A 16630-nucleotide genomic window follows, 5' to 3' on the forward strand; every position below is an offset into this window, starting at 1 on the left:
ACCTATATCACATGAAAAAAATACTGGCTGTTCTTATCGTTCTTACTTTATCCGGATGCAAAAGCATGATAGAGAATCAAATAGTTTCAAAAGCAAACATCAATTCCGTACTTGATGCCTGGCATAAAGCCGCCGCAGAAGCTAATTATGATGCCTATTTCAGTTTGATGGCTGATGATGCTATTTTCATTGGTACCGATGCGACCGAGAATTGGAATAAAAAGGATTTTCAAGCCTATGCAAAACCGCATTTCGATAAAGGGAAAGCTTGGAGTTTTACTGCTTTGGAACGCCATATTTATTTTGATGAAACGGGTAAAACTGCTTGGTTTGATGAATTGTTGAATACCCAAATGAAGATTTGCCGTGGCTCGGGTGTTTTGGTAAAAATAGGTAAGGAGTGGAAAATAAAACACTACGTTTTGTCAATGACGATTCCAAATGAAAATTCGGATGAAGTTATAAAAGTTAAGGCTTCTCAGGAAGATGCAATGATAAAACATTGAAATCGAAACAATAAGTTTATTTAACAGAACCAGTAAGGTTAGTTTTTTTGCATAAAAAAACCTCTACTTTTTAGCAGAGGTTTTTTATTATGAATACATCATATGATTACCAGATTTTTACTCTTTTCTCTGGAGCCAGATACAAGGAATCGGTAGGTTGTATGTTGAAAGCGGTATAAAACTCAGGAATATTGCGCACTACACCATTAACTCTGAATTTTGCCGGCGAATGTGGATCAGTAGCGATTTGATTTCGCAAAGCTTCGTCACGAGTTTTATTTAACCAACATTGTCCCCAGCTTAATAACACGCGTTGTTCACCGGTGAAACCTTCTAAAACGGGCGATTCTTTTCCTTCCAGACTCATTTTGTAAGCTTTTAGGGCAATGGATAATCCGCCTAAATCCCCTATGTTTTCCCCTTGGGTAAATTCCCCATTCACATTGAGGTCAGGAAATACTTTGAATGTGTTGTACTGCGCAACTAATGCGCCTGTTTTTTGTTTAAAAGCGGTTAAATCTTCAGCTGTCCACCAATTGCGCAATACTCCGTCACCATCAAAGGTGCTTCCTTGGTCATCAAAACCATGACCTATTTCATGACCAATTACAGCTCCAATTCCGCCATAGTTTGCCGCGTCTTCTACTTTTACATCAAAGAAAGGGGGTTGTAATATGGCTGCAGGAAATACGATTTCATTAAGTGGCGGATTGTAATATGCGTTTACGGTTTGTGGAGTCATTCCCCATTCGGTTCTGTCAACAGGTTTTCCTAATTTGTTAATTTGTCTGTTGTATTCAAAAGTGGTAGCTTTTTGTTGGTTTCCATATAAATCGCCTTTTACGACTTTCAAGGTAGAATAATCTCTCCATTTGTCAGGATAACCAATTTTTGGAGTGAATTTTGAGAGTTTGTCTAAGGCTTGTTTTTTGGTTTCCGGACTCATCCAATCCAGATTTTTTATGCTTTCCCCGTAAGCTTTAAGAAGGTTTTTAACTAAAAGTGTTACTTGTTCTTTGGCTTCAGGAGAGAAGTGTTTTTTTACATAAACCTTTCCAACGATTTCACCAAGGCTATTGTTTACTCTATCAACACCTCTTCTCCATAACGGTTGTTTTACTTGTATTCCGTTAAGGGTTTTGCCATAGAAGTCAAAATTTTCATTGTCTAAAGCGGTGTTCAATGATGTTGCCGATCCATGAATGGCATTCCATTTCAGGTAGGCTTTCCAAGTGGTTAAAGGTGTTGTTTTTATGATTGTGTTGAGTGATTTGATGTAATCAACTTGTGCAACGACGATGTTTTGTTGGTTCAGGATTCCGGCGTTCTGTAACATGCTGGCCCAATTAAAATCAGGCATGAGTTGGTTCAAATCTTTAATAGCATATTTGTTGTACAGTTTTACGATGTCACGGGTTTGTTCTTTTTTCATGTGTTGGGCAGCCAAAACAGTTTCTAATGCCATGATTTTTTTAGATAAATCAGGTGCATTGGCTATTCCACCAAGTTGCAACATCTTCTCGATATGGATTACATATTTTTTTTGAATTTCTTTAGATTTGGCATCTTCAAGGGAGTAATATTCTCTATCCGGTAATCCTAAACCACCTTGCCAAGAAATAAGCATGTATTGGGTTGGATCTTTTAAATCTTCCATTACCGAAACGGAAAAAGGAATGTTGCTTCCGGATTTATTGGCGTATCCAAAATAAGCAGACAGATCAGTGTAGTTGTTTATTGCATCAATTTTTTTGTATTCCGGAAGTAAGGGCGCAATTCCTTTTTGATCCCTTGTTTTAGTGTCCATGTAGGCTTCATAAAAGTCCCCAATTTTTTGTTCATCAGAACCGGCTGCAAAATCACCTTTGGAAGAAGCTTCGATAATGGCTTTTACGTCTTCTTGTGATTTTTCATAAACCATATAGCCAGCACCGTAAGAGGCTTTGTCATCTGGTATTTTAGTATTTTTTTTCCAGGTTCCGTTGACATAGGTATCAAAATTATCACCTGGTTTAGCAGATGTGTCCATGTTTTCCTTGTTAATCCCGGAAAGGAGCAGGTCTGATTTTTCAGAAGTGTTAAAAGCACCTAACAACAAAATGGAAGATACCAACACGAGCTGTGTTTTAATTGGGTATGGTTTTGGTTTCATAAGTTGGATTTTAGAATATAAATGTAATTAAAAAAAAGCCACATTTTTATAATAAATTGATTATTAAATACTTAAAACAAAATTAGTTTTTAACTAAGAGACTTCAGCCATTGGTTTTCCTCATTTGAATGGTTTTTTAGACGAAATAGATAAATGTTAAAGCACTACAACATTGGCACTTTATAGAAAGTAAAAGTGAATTATGATGTGCATTTGAATAGGAGTAAAATAGAATGATAAAACGATGCGGTCCAAACAATAAATTTATTTAGAATCATCGGAGAAAAGCAGTTCGGCTAAACGCTCGTCCCTTATATAAATGTCGTTGTAAAAATTAATTTCTCCTAAATCATTTACCCAGGCGGTAAAATAACCAATGTGAATTGGGATTTTCTTTTTCAGGATGTAAGCCGTTTCCTTTTCGCCTTTCATGGCCTCATTGATGCGTGTTATAGGCCAATCCGGATCGTCTTTTAAAATCAAAAGCGCCAGATCTTTCGCTTTTTCAATATTAATGCAGCCATGGCTATACGCCCGGTATTCGTATTGAAATAAATCTTTAGACGGCGTATCGTGTAAATAAATATCATCAGAGTTTGGAAAGACAAACTTAACGAGTCCCAAGGAGTTTCTGGGACCGGGTTTTTGTCTGGCATTGCCATTGTTCCATTCAATGTTGTGTTTTTCCAGATAATTTTCGTCCCGTGCAATGGCATCGTTTAATTCATTTTTAATGATGCTTTTGGGAATATTCCAATAAGGACTAAACACTATTTTAGTTATATTGCTACTGAGAACAACTGTTTCGGTCATGTTTTTCCCCACAAGGACTTTTGACTCTAATATATTTACACCATCTTTTTTATAAAAGAGTTTATAGGAAGGAATGTTTATAATGATGTGTTCGTCTGCTATTGTGAGCTTTGGGTTAATCCATCGGCAGCGTTCCATATTTGCTATGATGGTTTTAATATATTTCTCTATCGGGATATTCATGCGTTGAATGTGCTTGGCTGCAATGAGATAATCTGTTTTGTATCCATTTCTCTTTTTATAATTCAATATGCCTTCCATTAATTCGGCATCGTACACATTACTTTTAGAGTCTTGTTTTAAATCTCCCGTAACGGCAAGTCGCTGTCTTATTTGTCCAATGGTTTTAGAACTGTCTTTTGGTTTGAATATTTTTTCCACAGAATCTATTGTTATGGTATTCCATTCACCATTTTGCTCTATTTGGCGGTATCTTTTTAAAACATCTCGCAGTTTGTAATATTGCCCAAACAGTTGTTTTTCGTTTTTACTTAATAGCCCAGGATCAACTAATAAAGAGTCTAAAAGATTTTCATAGGATAGATTTTTTCGAGGTAAAAACCATCCCATTTCTTCTATTTTTTCAGTGTCAATTCCTTTGTATACTTTTTTAGCATAAAAAACATACATGGATGACAACATCAGTTCTGTTTCGGTTTGATATAGATCATCCGAATTAGTGTCATTAAAAACACCGTCAATTTTTTCTTTGTAAGCTATTCGCGATTTTAAACCTTCTTCTTCCAGTTGATTTACTTTGGAATATAATAAATTGGCAAACTCAATGAGTCCTTTTTTATCAAACCAAATGGAGTGGTAATTTCGTTTTCTGTACAGCGCTTTTACATCGGATTGGTATTTTTTTAAATTGGGATATTTCTTGAAAAATACGGGAACTAAAGTGCTGTCAATTGGAATTGTGGATTTGTCAATTTTATACTTTGATAGTGTTAGAGCAAAAGTGGTTTCATTAGCCGTTTTGTTTTTATTACGGTAAGCTGAAGAGGGTAAAAAACCAAATAATATAATTGCAATGGATAAAACAAAGTGTCTCATGGCATGATTATTTGTATAAAGGTAAAGAAATATTTTATAGGTTAAAAGTGAATTAACAGTGCCGTTAAGAGTTGAAAGGGTTGTAATTGGACTAATTTTCAAAACGTTTTTTCATTTTTTCGTCTGTTGGTCGTTCGGTCTTATATATTTCCTTAATTTTGCCGAAATATTCTGAAAAAGTGGGAAGCAAAAATAAATTAAAAAGGTTCAAGGAAAACGAAACATTCGATAACGTTTTTCAACCAACGAGAGAAGTAGTAGTAGGAGATTTGTTTCCGCTTAAAGGCAAATGGAATTCGGAATTCTTCAAAAACGAAAATCCATTAGTGCTGGAATTAGGCTGTGGTAAAGGAGAATATTCAGTAGGTCTTGCCGAAAGATATCCAAATAAAAACTTTGTAGGAATCGATATCAAAGGAGCGCGTTTCTGGCGTGGAGCTAAAACGGCTGTTGATACTGGGTTGCACAATGTCGCTTTTATCAGAACCCAAATCGAATTAATCAACCACATTTTTGCTGAAAATGAAGTAGACGAAATCTGGATTACTTTTCCAGATCCGCAAATTAAATACAAACGTACGAAACACAGAATGACAAATTCAGAGTTTTTGCAATTGTATAAAAAAATCCTTAAAAAAGACGGTGTCGTAAACTTAAAAACCGACAGCGAGTTCATGCACGGATACACTCTTGGGTTGTTACACGGTGAAGGACATGAAGTTTTATATGCCAATCATAATGTGTATGTAAATGAGGGAAGTCCGGAAGAAGTAACCGCATTTCAAACTTTTTATGAAAAACAATATTTGGAAATAAACAAAGCAATTACGTATATTCGATTTAAAATTAAAGAATAATTTTCCTTTTTTGATCCTCGTATCTTGCCTATGAATTTAATTGTTTCTTTGTTTTTGGGTTTAATTACAGCCTTTGTAGGGATTACGCCTCCGGGATTAATCAATATGACAGCCGCTAAAGTGAATCTAAAAGAAGGAAAGATAAGCGCGTATTGGTTTGTTTTAGGAGCGGTAATTGTGATTTTTTTTCAAGCTACATTAGCAATATTATTTGCAAGGTACATTGAAGGCAGACCAGATGTTATTGTATTGCTGCGAGAAGTGGGATTTGTTATATTTTCAGTACTGACCATTTACTTCTTGCTGATTGCCAAAAAGCCAAAAGCGAAGAAAGGTAAAATCAAAAAAAAGAGCACATCTACTCGTTTTTTTCTTGGGATGTTGCTTTCTGCACTTAATTTTTTTCCCATTCCATATTATGTTTTTGTAAGCGTCACTTTGGCTTCTTATAATTTGTTTGTGTTTGATATTTCCCATGTTTTTGTTTTTGTTACCGGTGTGGTATTGGGATCTTTTTTAGTTTTTTATTTATACATCACTTTCTTTCAGAAAATAGAAGGCAAAACGGATTATATGATGAAAAACATGAATACCATCATAGGAAGTATAACAGGATTGATTGCTCTAATTACTTTGATTAATATTATTCGATATTATTTGAGGTAGTTTTTAAGCAGCATAAAAAATACCGTTTTACCTGATTTTATAAAATATGTCAAACGACAACTTTTTTGAACGTGTGTACGCCATCGCCAGACAAATTCCTTACGGAAAAGTGACTTCTTATGGCGGTATTGCAAAAGCTTTAGGAACTGCTCGTTCTGCTCGAATGGTGGGTTGGGCAATGAATGCGTCGCATAATCTTGAAGATGTTCCAGCGCATCGTGTGGTGAATCGAAAAGGATTGCTAACAGGAAAACTTCATTTTGACGGAACAAATCTCATGCAGCAATTATTGGAAAACGAAGGTTTGACTGTCATTGACAACCAAATTGTAGATTTCGAAAAACATTTTTGGCAACCGGAAGTTAGGATTGAGTAATCTGTAAAAGTTCAATTCATAAGGTTTGTTACGGTCAAAAAGCGATATTTTATATAATAATCGCCCTCAATTTCTTCATCAATAAATGCGATACAAATTCTTTATAATAAGAACTTTTCACAGTATCTTTGTAATCTGAAATCAGTTTAAATAAAGATAATATTCTGGTGGTAAAACACTAATAGAAAACAGTTAACTAAAAATGAAATTAGATAGAAAAGAGATTCTTAAAGCTTTAGAAACGATAACTATAGCTGGAGAAGGAAAAAACATGGTGGAGAGTGGTGCAATAGCAAATGTAGTTACTTTTGGCGATGAGGTTGTAGTTGATTTAGTATTGCATACACCGGCAATGCACATAAAAAAACGTGCCGAAGACGATATCAAAAAAACAATTCTTGAATTAGTATCTCCGGATGCTAAAATCAAAATCAATAGTAAAGTTGAGGTTCCGGACAAACCGGAAATCAAAGGAAAGTCAATACCGGGAATCAAAAATATTATTGGCGTTGCCTCTGGAAAAGGAGGAGTAGGGAAATCTACTGTGACTGCAAACTTAGCGGTATCACTAGCTAAAATGGGTTTCTCAGTTGGAATCCTTGATGCTGATATTTATGGGCCATCTATGCCAATCATGTTTGATGTAGAAAATGAAAAACCAATCTCTGTAACCGTTGATGGGAAATCAAAAATGAAACCTGTTGAAAGCTACGAAGTAAAAATTCTTTCAATAGGATTTTTTACAGCGCCAAGTCAAGCGGTAATTTGGAGAGGACCAATGGCTTCTAAAGCGTTGAACCAAATGATTTTTGATGCTGACTGGGGAGAATTGGATTTCATGTTAGTCGATTTGCCTCCGGGAACAGGAGATATTCACCTTTCAATCGTACAATCATTGCCTATTACAGGTGTTGTGATTGTTAGTACGCCTCAAGCAGTAGCTTTGGCCGATGCTAAAAAAGGAGTTTCAATGTTCATGTCTGAAGCTATAAATGTTCCTGTATTGGGAATTATTGAAAACATGGCGTACTTCACACCAGAAGAATTACCAGAAAATAAATATTACATCTTCGGAAAAGAAGGAGCAAGAAATCTTGCAGAAGATTTAGAAGTTCCGTTCCTTGGCGAAGTGCCAATCGTACAATCTATTCGTGAAGCAGGAGATTATGGTCGTCCAGCAGCGATGCAAACAGGTTCAATTATCGAAACTGTTTTCGAAGAAATCACTAGAAATGTAGTACAGGAAGTTGTAAGCAGAAACGAAAATTTACCTGCGACTGAGGCTGTAAAAATAACAACTATGGCTGGTTGTTCAGCAGTAAAAAAATAGAAATTAGAATCTTTTGAAAATGATTTATAATCTTTCAATTTTCTAATCTTTCAATCTTTAAATAAAGAAAATGACAACAGAAGAATTAACAATAGAAGTTCAAAAAGCGCTCGAAGAAATTAGACCTTTTTTGAATTCTGACGGCGGTGATATCACACTGATTTCCATCGAGGACGACAAACACGTAAAAGTTCGTCTCGAAGGAGCATGTACCAGTTGCAGTGTAAACCAAATGACACTGAGAGCCGGGGTGGAAACCACCATCAAAAAGTTTGCACCACAAATAGAAACTGTTGTAAATATTCTATAAATTTTTTGGGCGTGCCCCTTTTAAGAAAAAAGGCTACTCGATAAACTGGGTAGCTGCCTTTTTTCTTAAAAGCGTCGGGCTATCCGCGCTACTTCGGTAGCTTGCTGCTATCCCTCACGCAAATTTGCATACCCACAACTCATAACTTATAACTCATAACTGATTTATGGATGTATTAATAAAAATTAAAGATAGAGAAGGAGTAGTGCACGAATTACAGGCTCCTACAGATATGGCCATGAATATCATGGAATTATGCAAAGCCTATGAGCTTCCTGTAGAAGGAACTTGTGGCGGAATGGCCATGTGTGCTTCTTGTCAATGTTATGTTCTTAATGATGTAGCTTTGCCGGAAATGGGCGATGATGAAGAAGCGATGCTTTCAGAAGCATTTTACGTAAAATCAAACAGTCGTTTGGGATGTCAAATTCCAATCACCGAAAGTCTCGAAGGATTAGAACTGGAATTGGCTCCTGAAAATTAATAAAAAGTCCCTTAATAGGGATTTTTTTTTGTAATATAAATACCATATATTCGTATTCTAGTATTAAGTAAATCAATTGACGTTTTTAAATGAATTCAAATTCTTACTCCCCTGGTTTACATAAACTAGTTACACTTCAGGTCGATACCATTAACAAACTCACTGATAGCAAAGGGTATATTGCTGTTACTAATCAAATTTTAGATAAATACGAATTAGAGCAAGTAGGTATAATAGTGCATAATTTTGATAATGACAGTTTTACTATTGCAGTTTGCTTAAAAGAATCACATATTTGTATTCACACTTGGCCAGAATTCAATCAGCTTACTTTAGACGTTTACTTATGTAATTATTTACAAGATAATTCAGCAAAGGTAAAAGCAGTGACGCAAGAGTATATAGACTATTTTAATGCTGTCATAATTAAAGATTTTGAGATAAACAGATAGATATGGATGTTTCTTGTTATCAATGCAATACGGTTACTACTATAGAAATTGGTTTTGAGGTGAAAAATTTTGTTTGCCCTAATTGCCAGAGTGTCTATATCTCAGACGCAAACAAAGATTTACGTCGCGAAAGATCATTCAACCACAAAATTGCTCACGTTGGTTTACAAATTGGTCAAAAAGGGATTCTTAAGGGGATTGAATATACCGTAACAGGAATCCTTACGAAGAAAGTGTACGGAGCTTATTATTGGAATGAGTATATCTTGAATGATAAATCGAACCAATTTATTTATCTCTCTGAATCAGATGGACATTGGATTTTTTTAAAAGAAATTGAAGATAAATTTGAAGTTTATAATCATCCTAAATTTCTAACTTACGAAGGAATTGTGATGAATCTTTATGATTACACCGATGTTGAAATTGTTTCTGCTCAGGGTTTCTTTGATTTTGCACTACCAAAGAAAAAGATACATTCAACAGAATATATAAGTGCACCTAATATGATTTCTATTGAAAAAGATGGAGATACAGAGACAACTTATTTTGGAGAACATATCACTACAAAGGAAATCCGAAAGGGCTTTCCATTTTTCACGCTACCACCAAAACTAGGAACAGGATTAGTGCAACCCTTTTTTCTAAATATAAGGAATACTGCTATTGTTTTTTGTGTAGTTTCTATTTTGATTCTGTTATCTCACTGGTTTATTTATAAAGACAAATTAGAAAAACAAGTGTTTTATAAAGATCTGACTTTTGATGCTTTTAATAATAAAGATATTGTGAGTCCCTCATTTGTATTAGAAGGCGGTTCAGCACCTATGACAATTGCGGTTAACTCAGGAGTGGATAATTCTTGGGCAAATGTGCAGGTTGCATTATTAAATGAAAAAACAAATGATGCAGTTTATGCAAGTAAAGATATCGAGTATTATCACGGATATACGGATGGTGAAAGCTGGAATGAGGGAAATCCTTCTGAGGAGTTTAATATCTGTGGCGTTGCAGCCGGGAAATACCATTTGGTGATTACACCACAAAAAGCACCCGAGGATTTACAAAATAATTCTCTTACAATAAAAGCAGTTTGGGATCAGCCTTCAGGGAGAAACCGTTGGTTAACCATTATTTTTATGGCAGTCCTACTAATTGCTCTATATTATCTCAATGTTAATTTTGAACAAAAAAGATGGGAAGATTCAGATAATTCCCCTTATAATTAAAACTATGGATGAAGCATTAAAATTTTTGAAAAACAATGTATTTTCAATTGTAATTGGACTGTTTGTCTATACGGCATATTTATTTTTTACATATTCTGGAAATAGAATATGCGATTGTGAAACAACAGAAAAATACAGTTCCGGTCAAACTTTGGGTCGAAGACCAATAAATACTTTTTACCACAAATAACAATTTAAAACTACCTAATCATGAATGTTCTTGCACTAAAACCAATCTTAAATTCTATTATTTTTTCTCTTTTGGGAATCGTTATTTTATTAATTGCTTATTTTATTATTGAAAAATTAACTCCAGAGAATACTTGGAAAGAAGTAACACAGAAAAATAATATTGCTGTAGCCATTGTTTTTGGAGCATTTATTATTGGGATTTCAATGATTATTAGCGCAGCTATTCATGGTTAAGAAGTTTTTGAAATTTGAATACTTACTTCTTTTCGCGGTATTTACTATTGCAACTTGTGGATTAGTCTATGAATTAGTAGCTGGTACTTTAGCAAGTTATCTTCTTGGGGATTCTGTAAAACAATTTTCATTTATCATTGGAGTATACCTCTTTTCGATGGGTGTGGGTTCTTATTTTTCAAAATTTCTAACAAAGAATATGCTCAACACTTTTGTTGAAATTGAGATTTTGGTTGGTTTAATTGGAGGATTAAGTTCTGTAGTGCTTTTCATGTTGTTTGAAAGTGTGTATTCCTTTCAGTTCATTCTTTATCTGTTGGTTTTTGTGACCGGTTGTTTGGTAGGACTGGAAATCCCATTGTTAATGAATATCCTGAAAGATAAAATCGAATTCAGAGATTTGGTTTCTAATGTATTTACCTTCGATTACATTGGAGCATTATTAGCTTCTATATTATTTCCGTTAGTTTTGGTTCCTCAATTAGGGATTATGGGAACCTCGTTGTTCTTTGGTATGATTAATATCAGTATTGCTATAGCTTTGTGTTTTCTGTTAAAATCAGAACTCAAAAAAGTCTATTTGCTTAGAGCAAAAGCTATTGCGTCTTTTTTGTTGTTGTTAGTTGTTTACTTGTTTTCAAATACAATCTTATCCTATTCAGAAGGAAAAATGTATGGTGAGAATATTATTTATTCAAATTCGACTCAATACCAACGCATTGTTTTAACGCATAATAAAAGTGATTATCGATTGTATTTGAATAATAATCTTCAGTTCAGTTCTACAGATGAATACCGTTACCATGAGGCATTAGTACATCCTGCCATGTCAATGGCAAAGCAAGTAGATAATGTATTAGTTCTTGGTGGAGGAGATGGCTTAGCAGTTCGTGAGATATTAAAATATACAGATGTTAAAAATGTTACCATTGTAGATTTAGACGAAGGCATGACAAAGTTGTTTAAAACAAACAAAATTTTAACTGATTTTAATCATAACTCTCTCAATAATTCGAAAGTCAAAGTCTATAATCAGGATGCTTTTATATGGGCTAAAAACAGTAAATCTAAGTTTGATGTAGTAATTATCGATTTTCCAGATCCATCAAATTATAGCTTAGGAAAACTATATTCCTTGAATTTTTACAGTACTTTAAAAGGTATTCTTGCTTCCGATGCAATAGTGGTGGTACAGACCACATCTCCTTATTTTGCGCCAAAATCTTTTTGGTGTATTAATAAAACTTTAATGGAGATTTTTCCTCAAGTCGATGCCTATCACGCTTATGTCCCATCATTTGGAGAATGGGGTTTTTCCATCGCAATGAATGGTTTTGTAACTAATTTCAATAAAGTAAACAGACAAGTTGAAGGATTGCGCTTTTATAATTTTCAGTTTGATAAATTTAATTATTTTTCCAAAGATATGATTTCAAAAGACATTGAAATTAATCGTTTGGATAATCAAATTCTAGTACGTTATTTCGATGAAGAGTGGGGAAAATTATAGTTATTCTAGGCGTTTTTTTCTAAAAGGTATTGCTGCTTCCTTACTTGTGATTCCATTTTTGCAATCGTGTCAGGAAAAAGTAATTACTTTATTGATTCGATTGTCGGGGACAAATCATATTTTAGGACATCGGTTGCGGGTTAAAAACTTTCCAAAACCTTCCAGTCAAATCCATATTCCGTACTTAATTGTAGGTGGAGGAATCTCTGGTTTAAGCGCAGCGCGTCAATTTTCTAAAAAAGGAATCAATGATTTTTTATTGATAGAATTAGAAAATCATTTGGGAGGAAATTCCTCAAATGGGGAGAATAAATATTCTAAATTTCCATTGGGAGCTCATTACTTGCCACTTCCGAATAAACAAGATGCAGCACTGCTTCGGTTTCTTGAAGAAGAGCAAATAATCATAGGGTATGATTCAAAAGGATTTCCAAAATTTGATGAGGAACAACTTACGTTTGCCCCTGATGAGCGTTTGTTTTATAAAAATAATTGGCAAGAAGGACTAGTTCCTAAAACTGGAAACTCTTTAGAAGAAGATATTCAATTCAAAAAATTCTTTTTAAAAATGGATGCTTTCCGTGCAGGAAAAGGTGCAGATGGCAAATATTTTTTTGATATTCCGCTATCTTTATCTTCCAGTGAAACTACAATCCGAGCTTTTGATGCAATTACAATGCAACAATGGTTCGAGGAGGAAGGATTCAATTCGAAGCCACTATTCGATTACATAGACTATTGCTGTAGGGATGATTTTGGGTTGGGAATTAGTTACGTTTCTGCTTGGGCTGGGATTCATTATTTCGCAGCAAGAAAGCAAGATAGCACACGGGATAAGAAGGATAATGTACTTACGTGGCCGGAAGGTAATGCTAGATTAGCCCATCATTTGCAAAAATATACTGAAAATAAAACGCTGAAAAACCATTTGGTTTATGATGTAAAAAGTATAGATGGGAAAGTTGTTGCTACTGTTTTTGACGCGGAGAAAAAATTGACAATAGAGATAATTGCTGATAAGGTGATTATGGCTACACCTCAATTTGTGAATCAATATATAATTAAAAACAGAAAGATGTTGACGCATAATTTTCATTATGCACCATGGCTTTTGGCAACTTTGGTTGTTTCTGATTTGGCGGATAATGGTAGCTATCCTTTGTGTTGGGATAATGTAATATATGGTGCAAATGGGTTAGGTTATATTTATGACCAACACCAATCCTTGCAACAAGTACAGTCCAAAAAAGTAATTACATACTATTATAGTTTTTCATCTTTAGATGTAAAGAAAAGCAGAAAGAATTTATATCAAAAGAAAAGTGCGTATTGGAAACAATTAGTTTTTGATGATTTAAAAATTGCACATCCCAATATTGAAAGTGTTACAGAAGAAATAAATATTCATCTTTTAGGACACGGAATGATTAGTCCTGTTCCTGGTTTTATTTTTGGAAAACATAAGAAAGAAGCATCGCAAAATATTGAAGGCAAAATTTTCTTTGCACATTCAGATTTGTCCGGAATTTCAATTTTCGAAGAAGCATTTCATCAAGGTATTAATATTGTAAATCAAATAGTAGATGGCTCAACCTTGGATTGATAAACCAAAAACAGATGGTTTTTTTATTTTAGCACCTTCGTTTTTTGTTACTGCTGTTGTATTTTTGTTTCATGATAAATTGAGCGTTATTGAAGCTAAATATTCGTTTTACACTTGGCTTTTTTTGATCGTTTTTATAGATGTAGCACATGTTTATGCTACGTTATTTAAAACCTATTTCGTTCAAGAAGAGTTTAAAAAAAGAAGTAAATTACTAATTGTATTGCCGCTAGTTTGTTTTGTTGTCGGGATAATTCTTTTCAGTTTTGGTAGTATAGTTTTCTGGTCTGTTTTGGCGTACATAGCAGTTTTTCATTTTATAAGACAGCAATACGGTTTTATGCGTCTTTATTCTCGAAAAGAAGTTAAAACAAATTGGAGTGTGGCAATAGATAATTTAATTATTTACACTGCGACGGTGTATCCAATGTTATATTGGTTTTTTTCTTCACCTCGAGCATTCAATTGGTTTACTGAAAAAGATTTTATTCGATTTGAAAATCAATTATTACTAGGGATTCTGGGCTGGATTTATGGACTGATTGTAATCTTTTATATTGTAAGAACAATTTATAAAAGTATTAAGGAACGGTATTTTAATATTCCTAAAAATACAATTATTACAGGAACTTTTTTGTCATGGTATTTTGGTATTGTATATTTTAATAGTGATTTAGTTTTTACTTTACTTAATGTAGTTTCTCACGGTATACCATATATAGCGTTGATTTATCTAAATGAAATAGATAAGAAATCGGAACGTGATTTAGGAATTTTAAATTATGTAAAAGGAGTCAGAGGTTTTTTTGTCTTTATAGCATTTTTATTGATGATTGCTTTTTTTGAAGAGTATGTTTGGGAGGTATTTGTTTGGAATGAACAATTTTCATGGAACAATTCTGATTTTTCAAATTGGCAAGTATTCCTTGTTCCTTTGTTTACCATACCGCAGTTTACCCATTATATTTTGGATGGATTCATATGGAAATCAAAATAGAGAATTTAGTTTGTAAATTCCAATCACCGAAAGTCTCGAAGGATTAGAACTGGAGTTGGCTCCTGAAAATTAATAAAAAAGCGTTTGCCTCGGCAAACGCTTTTTTATTTGTAATCTATTAGATTTGTCGGACCTTCAAGTACTTCTCTTACAACCTGAAGAATGCCATTCTCCTTTGTGTCGATAAACCATTTTATAAGTGTTATAGTTCCATGTACAATTTCAATTCCAGTGATACTTCTAGGATGTACGCAGCTTCCGTCATTGAAGTAAGGTGTCGTGTTCTGACTTGGATAAGAAAAACTAGGTCGATGAGTATGGCCCACAATAGTAATTTTTCGATTATTGTTCTCAATCCATTTTTTGATGCGCAGTTCGATTTTTATTCGTTCTACATAATTTTTAGCGGGACTTGTGGGATCAGATATCCCCCAAATTTGCAACGGTTTCCATAAGATGCGCACCATAAATCTATTGATTTTCCAACCCACGTAATTCATGAAATCAGCCTGATGACCATGGGTTAAAAACAATTCCTGATTGGTTTCCTGATTTACTAAAACGATGGCTTCATGGCATTGTATGCCAGTGAATAAAGGTTCAATTCTGTCGTTTTGTGTGTTTGTATACGTCGTAAGTGTTTTTTCTACATGGTCTTTATTTCGAAAAGTCATTTCGTGATTACCCCAAATTTTATAGTACCTATTAGAATCATGAAATTTCTTTAGTAAAAGATAGACGTTTTTGTGTGCTTCGAAAATAGTTTTAAAAAAAATATTCTCCCATAATTCATCCCCATCACCCAACTCACAATACGTAAAGCCATCGTTATAATATTGGGTCATCGCATGAAAATAGACGTTTCTATTGCTGGCAAAATCATCAGCAAAACTATTGTCGCTTCTGTGGCAGTCACTAAAAAGGATAAATTTTGATTGATTGTCAAAAGGAACTCTTTTGGCTTCTTTGTAAGCTTTTGTTAATCGTTCTTGGGAGGACATTTATTTATTTTAGATATTAAAGATAAAAAAAATAGCGAAGAAAGCTGTTTTTTCATTGATACTTCTTTTACCAAATTGTTTTTAATTGCTTAAAGCTGTTGCCGCTTTTGGTAAAATTCGTTCTACAAATAAAGAATACGCTAATTCCGAAGGATGCAGTCCATCTTGGGCTACAAGATTTTTATTAATCAAACCTTGTCTGGTGATGTCGGTTATATTTATAAACACTATAGCATTGTCATCACAGTATTTTTTTGCAAAAGTATTATACTGATCTATTTCTGTAGAAATTGTAGTCTGGTTCCCTGATGCTTGGCCAAAAGGAGTATAGGCATAATCTGGAATAGAAACTACAATTATATTCGTTTTGTCTCCTTTTGCAAGCTTAATAGCCTTATTTACTAATTCAGGAAATTCTTTTTCATATAACGGAAAAGACCTGTTTTGATATTGATTGTTTACGCCTATTAGCAGTGTGATCAAATCATAATTTGAAGTTGGATTTTGTGTATTTATCGCCGAAATTAAATTGGTGGTAGTCCATCCGGTTTGTGCGATAATTTTCAGGGAATAGGTATTGTTCGGATTTAAATTACCTAAATTTTTTGATAATTGTGCCGGGAATCTGCAGGTTTCACAAACGCTCTGTCCAATGGTATAGCTGTCTCCAAGTGCTAAATAATTATAGGTTTTCGCTTGTGTTTGCGGAGCTGTAATTATTGGTGTGGGAGTTGTTTCAGGAATTGGGCTTTCAGTGCTGCAGCCCGCAATAAAAAGCAGAAAAAAGAATGCAACTATTACTTGGAATTGTTTTTTCATTATTTTGAAATTTGATAGAATTCATTTCTAAATAATAGTTACG

At 34.0% G+C, this 16630-nt stretch carries 17 protein-coding genes; 13 read left to right on the forward strand and 4 right to left on the reverse strand.

Going from position 1 to position 16630, the window contains the following annotated elements; translation table 11 throughout:
* Positions 1–11 precede the first annotated feature (11 nt).
* On the forward strand, positions 12–506 hold the full coding sequence (locus ACNQF8_RS05460) for a nuclear transport factor 2 family protein (protein ID WP_417953020.1): 495 nt from the start codon (positions 12–14) through the stop codon (positions 504–506).
* Positions 507–612: 106 nt separating this feature from the next.
* Here the strand turns inward: ACNQF8_RS05460 and ACNQF8_RS05465 are convergent, their stop codons facing one another.
* Together ACNQF8_RS05465 and ACNQF8_RS05470 are read right to left on the reverse strand one after the other, a co-directional pair.
* Positions 613–2658 carry a M13 family metallopeptidase gene (locus ACNQF8_RS05465; protein WP_417953021.1) on the reverse strand — a complete coding sequence of 682 codons (2046 nt, stop codon included), beginning with the start codon at positions 2656–2658 and terminating at the stop codon, positions 613–615.
* 264 nt (positions 2659–2922) lie between these two features.
* Positions 2923–4527 carry a L,D-transpeptidase family protein gene (locus ACNQF8_RS05470; protein ID WP_282728187.1) on the reverse strand — a complete coding sequence of 535 codons (1605 nt, stop codon included), beginning with the start codon at positions 4525–4527 and terminating at the stop codon, positions 2923–2925.
* Positions 4528–4706: 179 nt separating this feature from the next.
* Here ACNQF8_RS05470 and trmB point away from each other — a divergent pair, with 179 nt between their 5' ends.
* The 12 genes from trmB (at position 4707) to ACNQF8_RS05530 (ending at position 14767) form a co-directional block, all read left to right on the forward strand.
* Positions 4707–5384 (forward strand): tRNA (guanosine(46)-N7)-methyltransferase TrmB, encoded by a 678-nt coding sequence (gene trmB, locus ACNQF8_RS05475; RefSeq protein WP_417951294.1) that lies wholly within the window; start codon positions 4707–4709, stop codon positions 5382–5384.
* Positions 5385–5414: 30 nt separating this feature from the next.
* Positions 5415–6050, forward strand: coding sequence for a LysE family transporter (locus ACNQF8_RS05480; RefSeq protein WP_315210919.1), 636 nt, complete (start codon positions 5415–5417; stop codon positions 6048–6050).
* Positions 6051–6096: 46 nt separating this feature from the next.
* Positions 6097–6426, forward strand: coding sequence for an MGMT family protein (locus ACNQF8_RS05485; RefSeq protein ID WP_417951112.1), 330 nt, complete (start codon positions 6097–6099; stop codon positions 6424–6426).
* A 202-nt stretch (positions 6427–6628) separates the two neighbouring features.
* On the forward strand, positions 6629–7756 hold the full coding sequence (locus ACNQF8_RS05490; protein WP_417951113.1) for an Mrp/NBP35 family ATP-binding protein: 1128 nt from the start codon (positions 6629–6631) through the stop codon (positions 7754–7756).
* A gap of 70 nt (positions 7757–7826) precedes the next feature.
* Positions 7827–8066: a NifU family protein gene (locus ACNQF8_RS05495; protein WP_073205171.1), complete on the forward strand. Its 240-nt coding sequence runs from the start codon at positions 7827–7829 to the stop codon at positions 8064–8066.
* Positions 8067–8232: 166 nt separating this feature from the next.
* Positions 8233–8550 carry a 2Fe-2S iron-sulfur cluster-binding family protein gene (locus ACNQF8_RS05500; protein WP_035668621.1) on the forward strand — a complete coding sequence of 106 codons (318 nt, stop codon included), beginning with the start codon at positions 8233–8235 and terminating at the stop codon, positions 8548–8550.
* An 89-nt stretch (positions 8551–8639) separates the two neighbouring features.
* Positions 8640–9002 carry an S-adenosylmethionine decarboxylase family protein gene (locus ACNQF8_RS05505; RefSeq protein WP_417951114.1) on the forward strand — a complete coding sequence of 121 codons (363 nt, stop codon included), beginning with the start codon at positions 8640–8642 and terminating at the stop codon, positions 9000–9002.
* A gap of 2 nt (positions 9003–9004) precedes the next feature.
* Positions 9005–10231: a DUF4178 domain-containing protein gene (locus ACNQF8_RS05510; protein WP_417951115.1), complete on the forward strand. Its 1227-nt coding sequence runs from the start codon at positions 9005–9007 to the stop codon at positions 10229–10231.
* Between the two features lie 210 nt (positions 10232–10441).
* The gene (locus ACNQF8_RS05515) at positions 10442–10657 is read left to right on the forward strand and encodes a DUF350 domain-containing protein (RefSeq protein ID WP_417951116.1); all 216 of its coding nucleotides are present in this window, start codon (positions 10442–10444) and stop codon (positions 10655–10657) included.
* Positions 10650–12167 carry a polyamine aminopropyltransferase gene (locus ACNQF8_RS05520; protein ID WP_417953022.1) on the forward strand — a complete coding sequence of 506 codons (1518 nt, stop codon included), beginning with the start codon at positions 10650–10652 and terminating at the stop codon, positions 12165–12167. Before ACNQF8_RS05515 ends, ACNQF8_RS05520 begins: the two co-directional genes overlap by 8 nt.
* The gene (locus ACNQF8_RS05525; protein ID WP_417953023.1) at positions 12145–13770 is read left to right on the forward strand and encodes a flavin monoamine oxidase family protein; all 1626 of its coding nucleotides are present in this window, start codon (positions 12145–12147) and stop codon (positions 13768–13770) included. Before ACNQF8_RS05520 ends, ACNQF8_RS05525 begins: the two co-directional genes overlap by 23 nt.
* Positions 13751–14767 (forward strand): hypothetical protein, encoded by a 1017-nt coding sequence (locus ACNQF8_RS05530; RefSeq protein ID WP_417951119.1) that lies wholly within the window; start codon positions 13751–13753, stop codon positions 14765–14767. Before ACNQF8_RS05525 ends, ACNQF8_RS05530 begins: the two co-directional genes overlap by 20 nt.
* 104 nt (positions 14768–14871) lie before the next feature.
* Here ACNQF8_RS05530 and ACNQF8_RS05535 read toward each other — a convergent pair whose 3' ends face one another.
* Positions 14872–15768, reverse strand: a complete 897-nt coding sequence (locus tag ACNQF8_RS05535) for a serine/threonine protein phosphatase (RefSeq protein WP_417953024.1) — start codon at positions 15766–15768, stop codon at positions 14872–14874.
* Between the two features lie 81 nt (positions 15769–15849).
* On the reverse strand, positions 15850–16587 hold the full coding sequence (locus ACNQF8_RS05540) for an SGNH/GDSL hydrolase family protein (RefSeq protein WP_417951121.1): 738 nt from the start codon (positions 16585–16587) through the stop codon (positions 15850–15852).
* Positions 16588–16630 lie beyond the last annotated feature (43 nt).

Origin of the sequence: Flavobacterium labens, from assembly GCF_048286755.1 — a bacterium.
GTDB lineage: Bacteria > Bacteroidota > Bacteroidia > Flavobacteriales > Flavobacteriaceae > Flavobacterium.

Bases quoted from the DNA above. Each gene is read 5' to 3' on its own strand.
- ACNQF8_RS05480 (WP_315210919.1), top strand. From the start codon at position 5,415: ATGAATTTAATTGTTTCTTTGTTTTTGGGTTTAATTACAGCCTTTGTA.
- ACNQF8_RS05505 (WP_417951114.1), top strand. From the start codon at position 8,640: ATGAATTCAAATTCTTACTCCCCTGGTTTACATAAACTAGTTACACTT.
- ACNQF8_RS05510 (WP_417951115.1), top strand. From the start codon at position 9,005: ATGGATGTTTCTTGTTATCAATGCAATACGGTTACTACTATAGAAATT.
- ACNQF8_RS05515 (WP_417951116.1), top strand. From the start codon at position 10,442: ATGAATGTTCTTGCACTAAAACCAATCTTAAATTCTATTATTTTTTCT.
- ACNQF8_RS05460 (WP_417953020.1), top strand. From the start codon at position 12: ATGAAAAAAATACTGGCTGTTCTTATCGTTCTTACTTTATCCGGATGC.
- ACNQF8_RS05470 (WP_282728187.1), bottom strand. From the start codon at position 4,527: ATGAGACACTTTGTTTTATCCATTGCAATTATATTATTTGGTTTTTTA.
- ACNQF8_RS05540 (WP_417951121.1), bottom strand. From the start codon at position 16,587: ATGAAAAAACAATTCCAAGTAATAGTTGCATTCTTTTTTCTGCTTTTT.
- ACNQF8_RS05525 (WP_417953023.1), top strand. From the start codon at position 12,145: ATGAAGAGTGGGGAAAATTATAGTTATTCTAGGCGTTTTTTTCTAAAA.
- ACNQF8_RS05520 (WP_417953022.1), top strand. From the start codon at position 10,650: ATGGTTAAGAAGTTTTTGAAATTTGAATACTTACTTCTTTTCGCGGTA.
- ACNQF8_RS05495 (WP_073205171.1), top strand. From the start codon at position 7,827: ATGACAACAGAAGAATTAACAATAGAAGTTCAAAAAGCGCTCGAAGAA.
- ACNQF8_RS05530 (WP_417951119.1), top strand. From the start codon at position 13,751: ATGGCTCAACCTTGGATTGATAAACCAAAAACAGATGGTTTTTTTATT.
- ACNQF8_RS05485 (WP_417951112.1), top strand. From the start codon at position 6,097: ATGTCAAACGACAACTTTTTTGAACGTGTGTACGCCATCGCCAGACAA.
- ACNQF8_RS05465 (WP_417953021.1), bottom strand. From the start codon at position 2,658: ATGAAACCAAAACCATACCCAATTAAAACACAGCTCGTGTTGGTATCT.
- ACNQF8_RS05490 (WP_417951113.1), top strand. From the start codon at position 6,629: ATGAAATTAGATAGAAAAGAGATTCTTAAAGCTTTAGAAACGATAACT.
- ACNQF8_RS05500 (WP_035668621.1), top strand. From the start codon at position 8,233: ATGGATGTATTAATAAAAATTAAAGATAGAGAAGGAGTAGTGCACGAA.
- ACNQF8_RS05535 (WP_417953024.1), bottom strand. From the start codon at position 15,768: ATGTCCTCCCAAGAACGATTAACAAAAGCTTACAAAGAAGCCAAAAGA.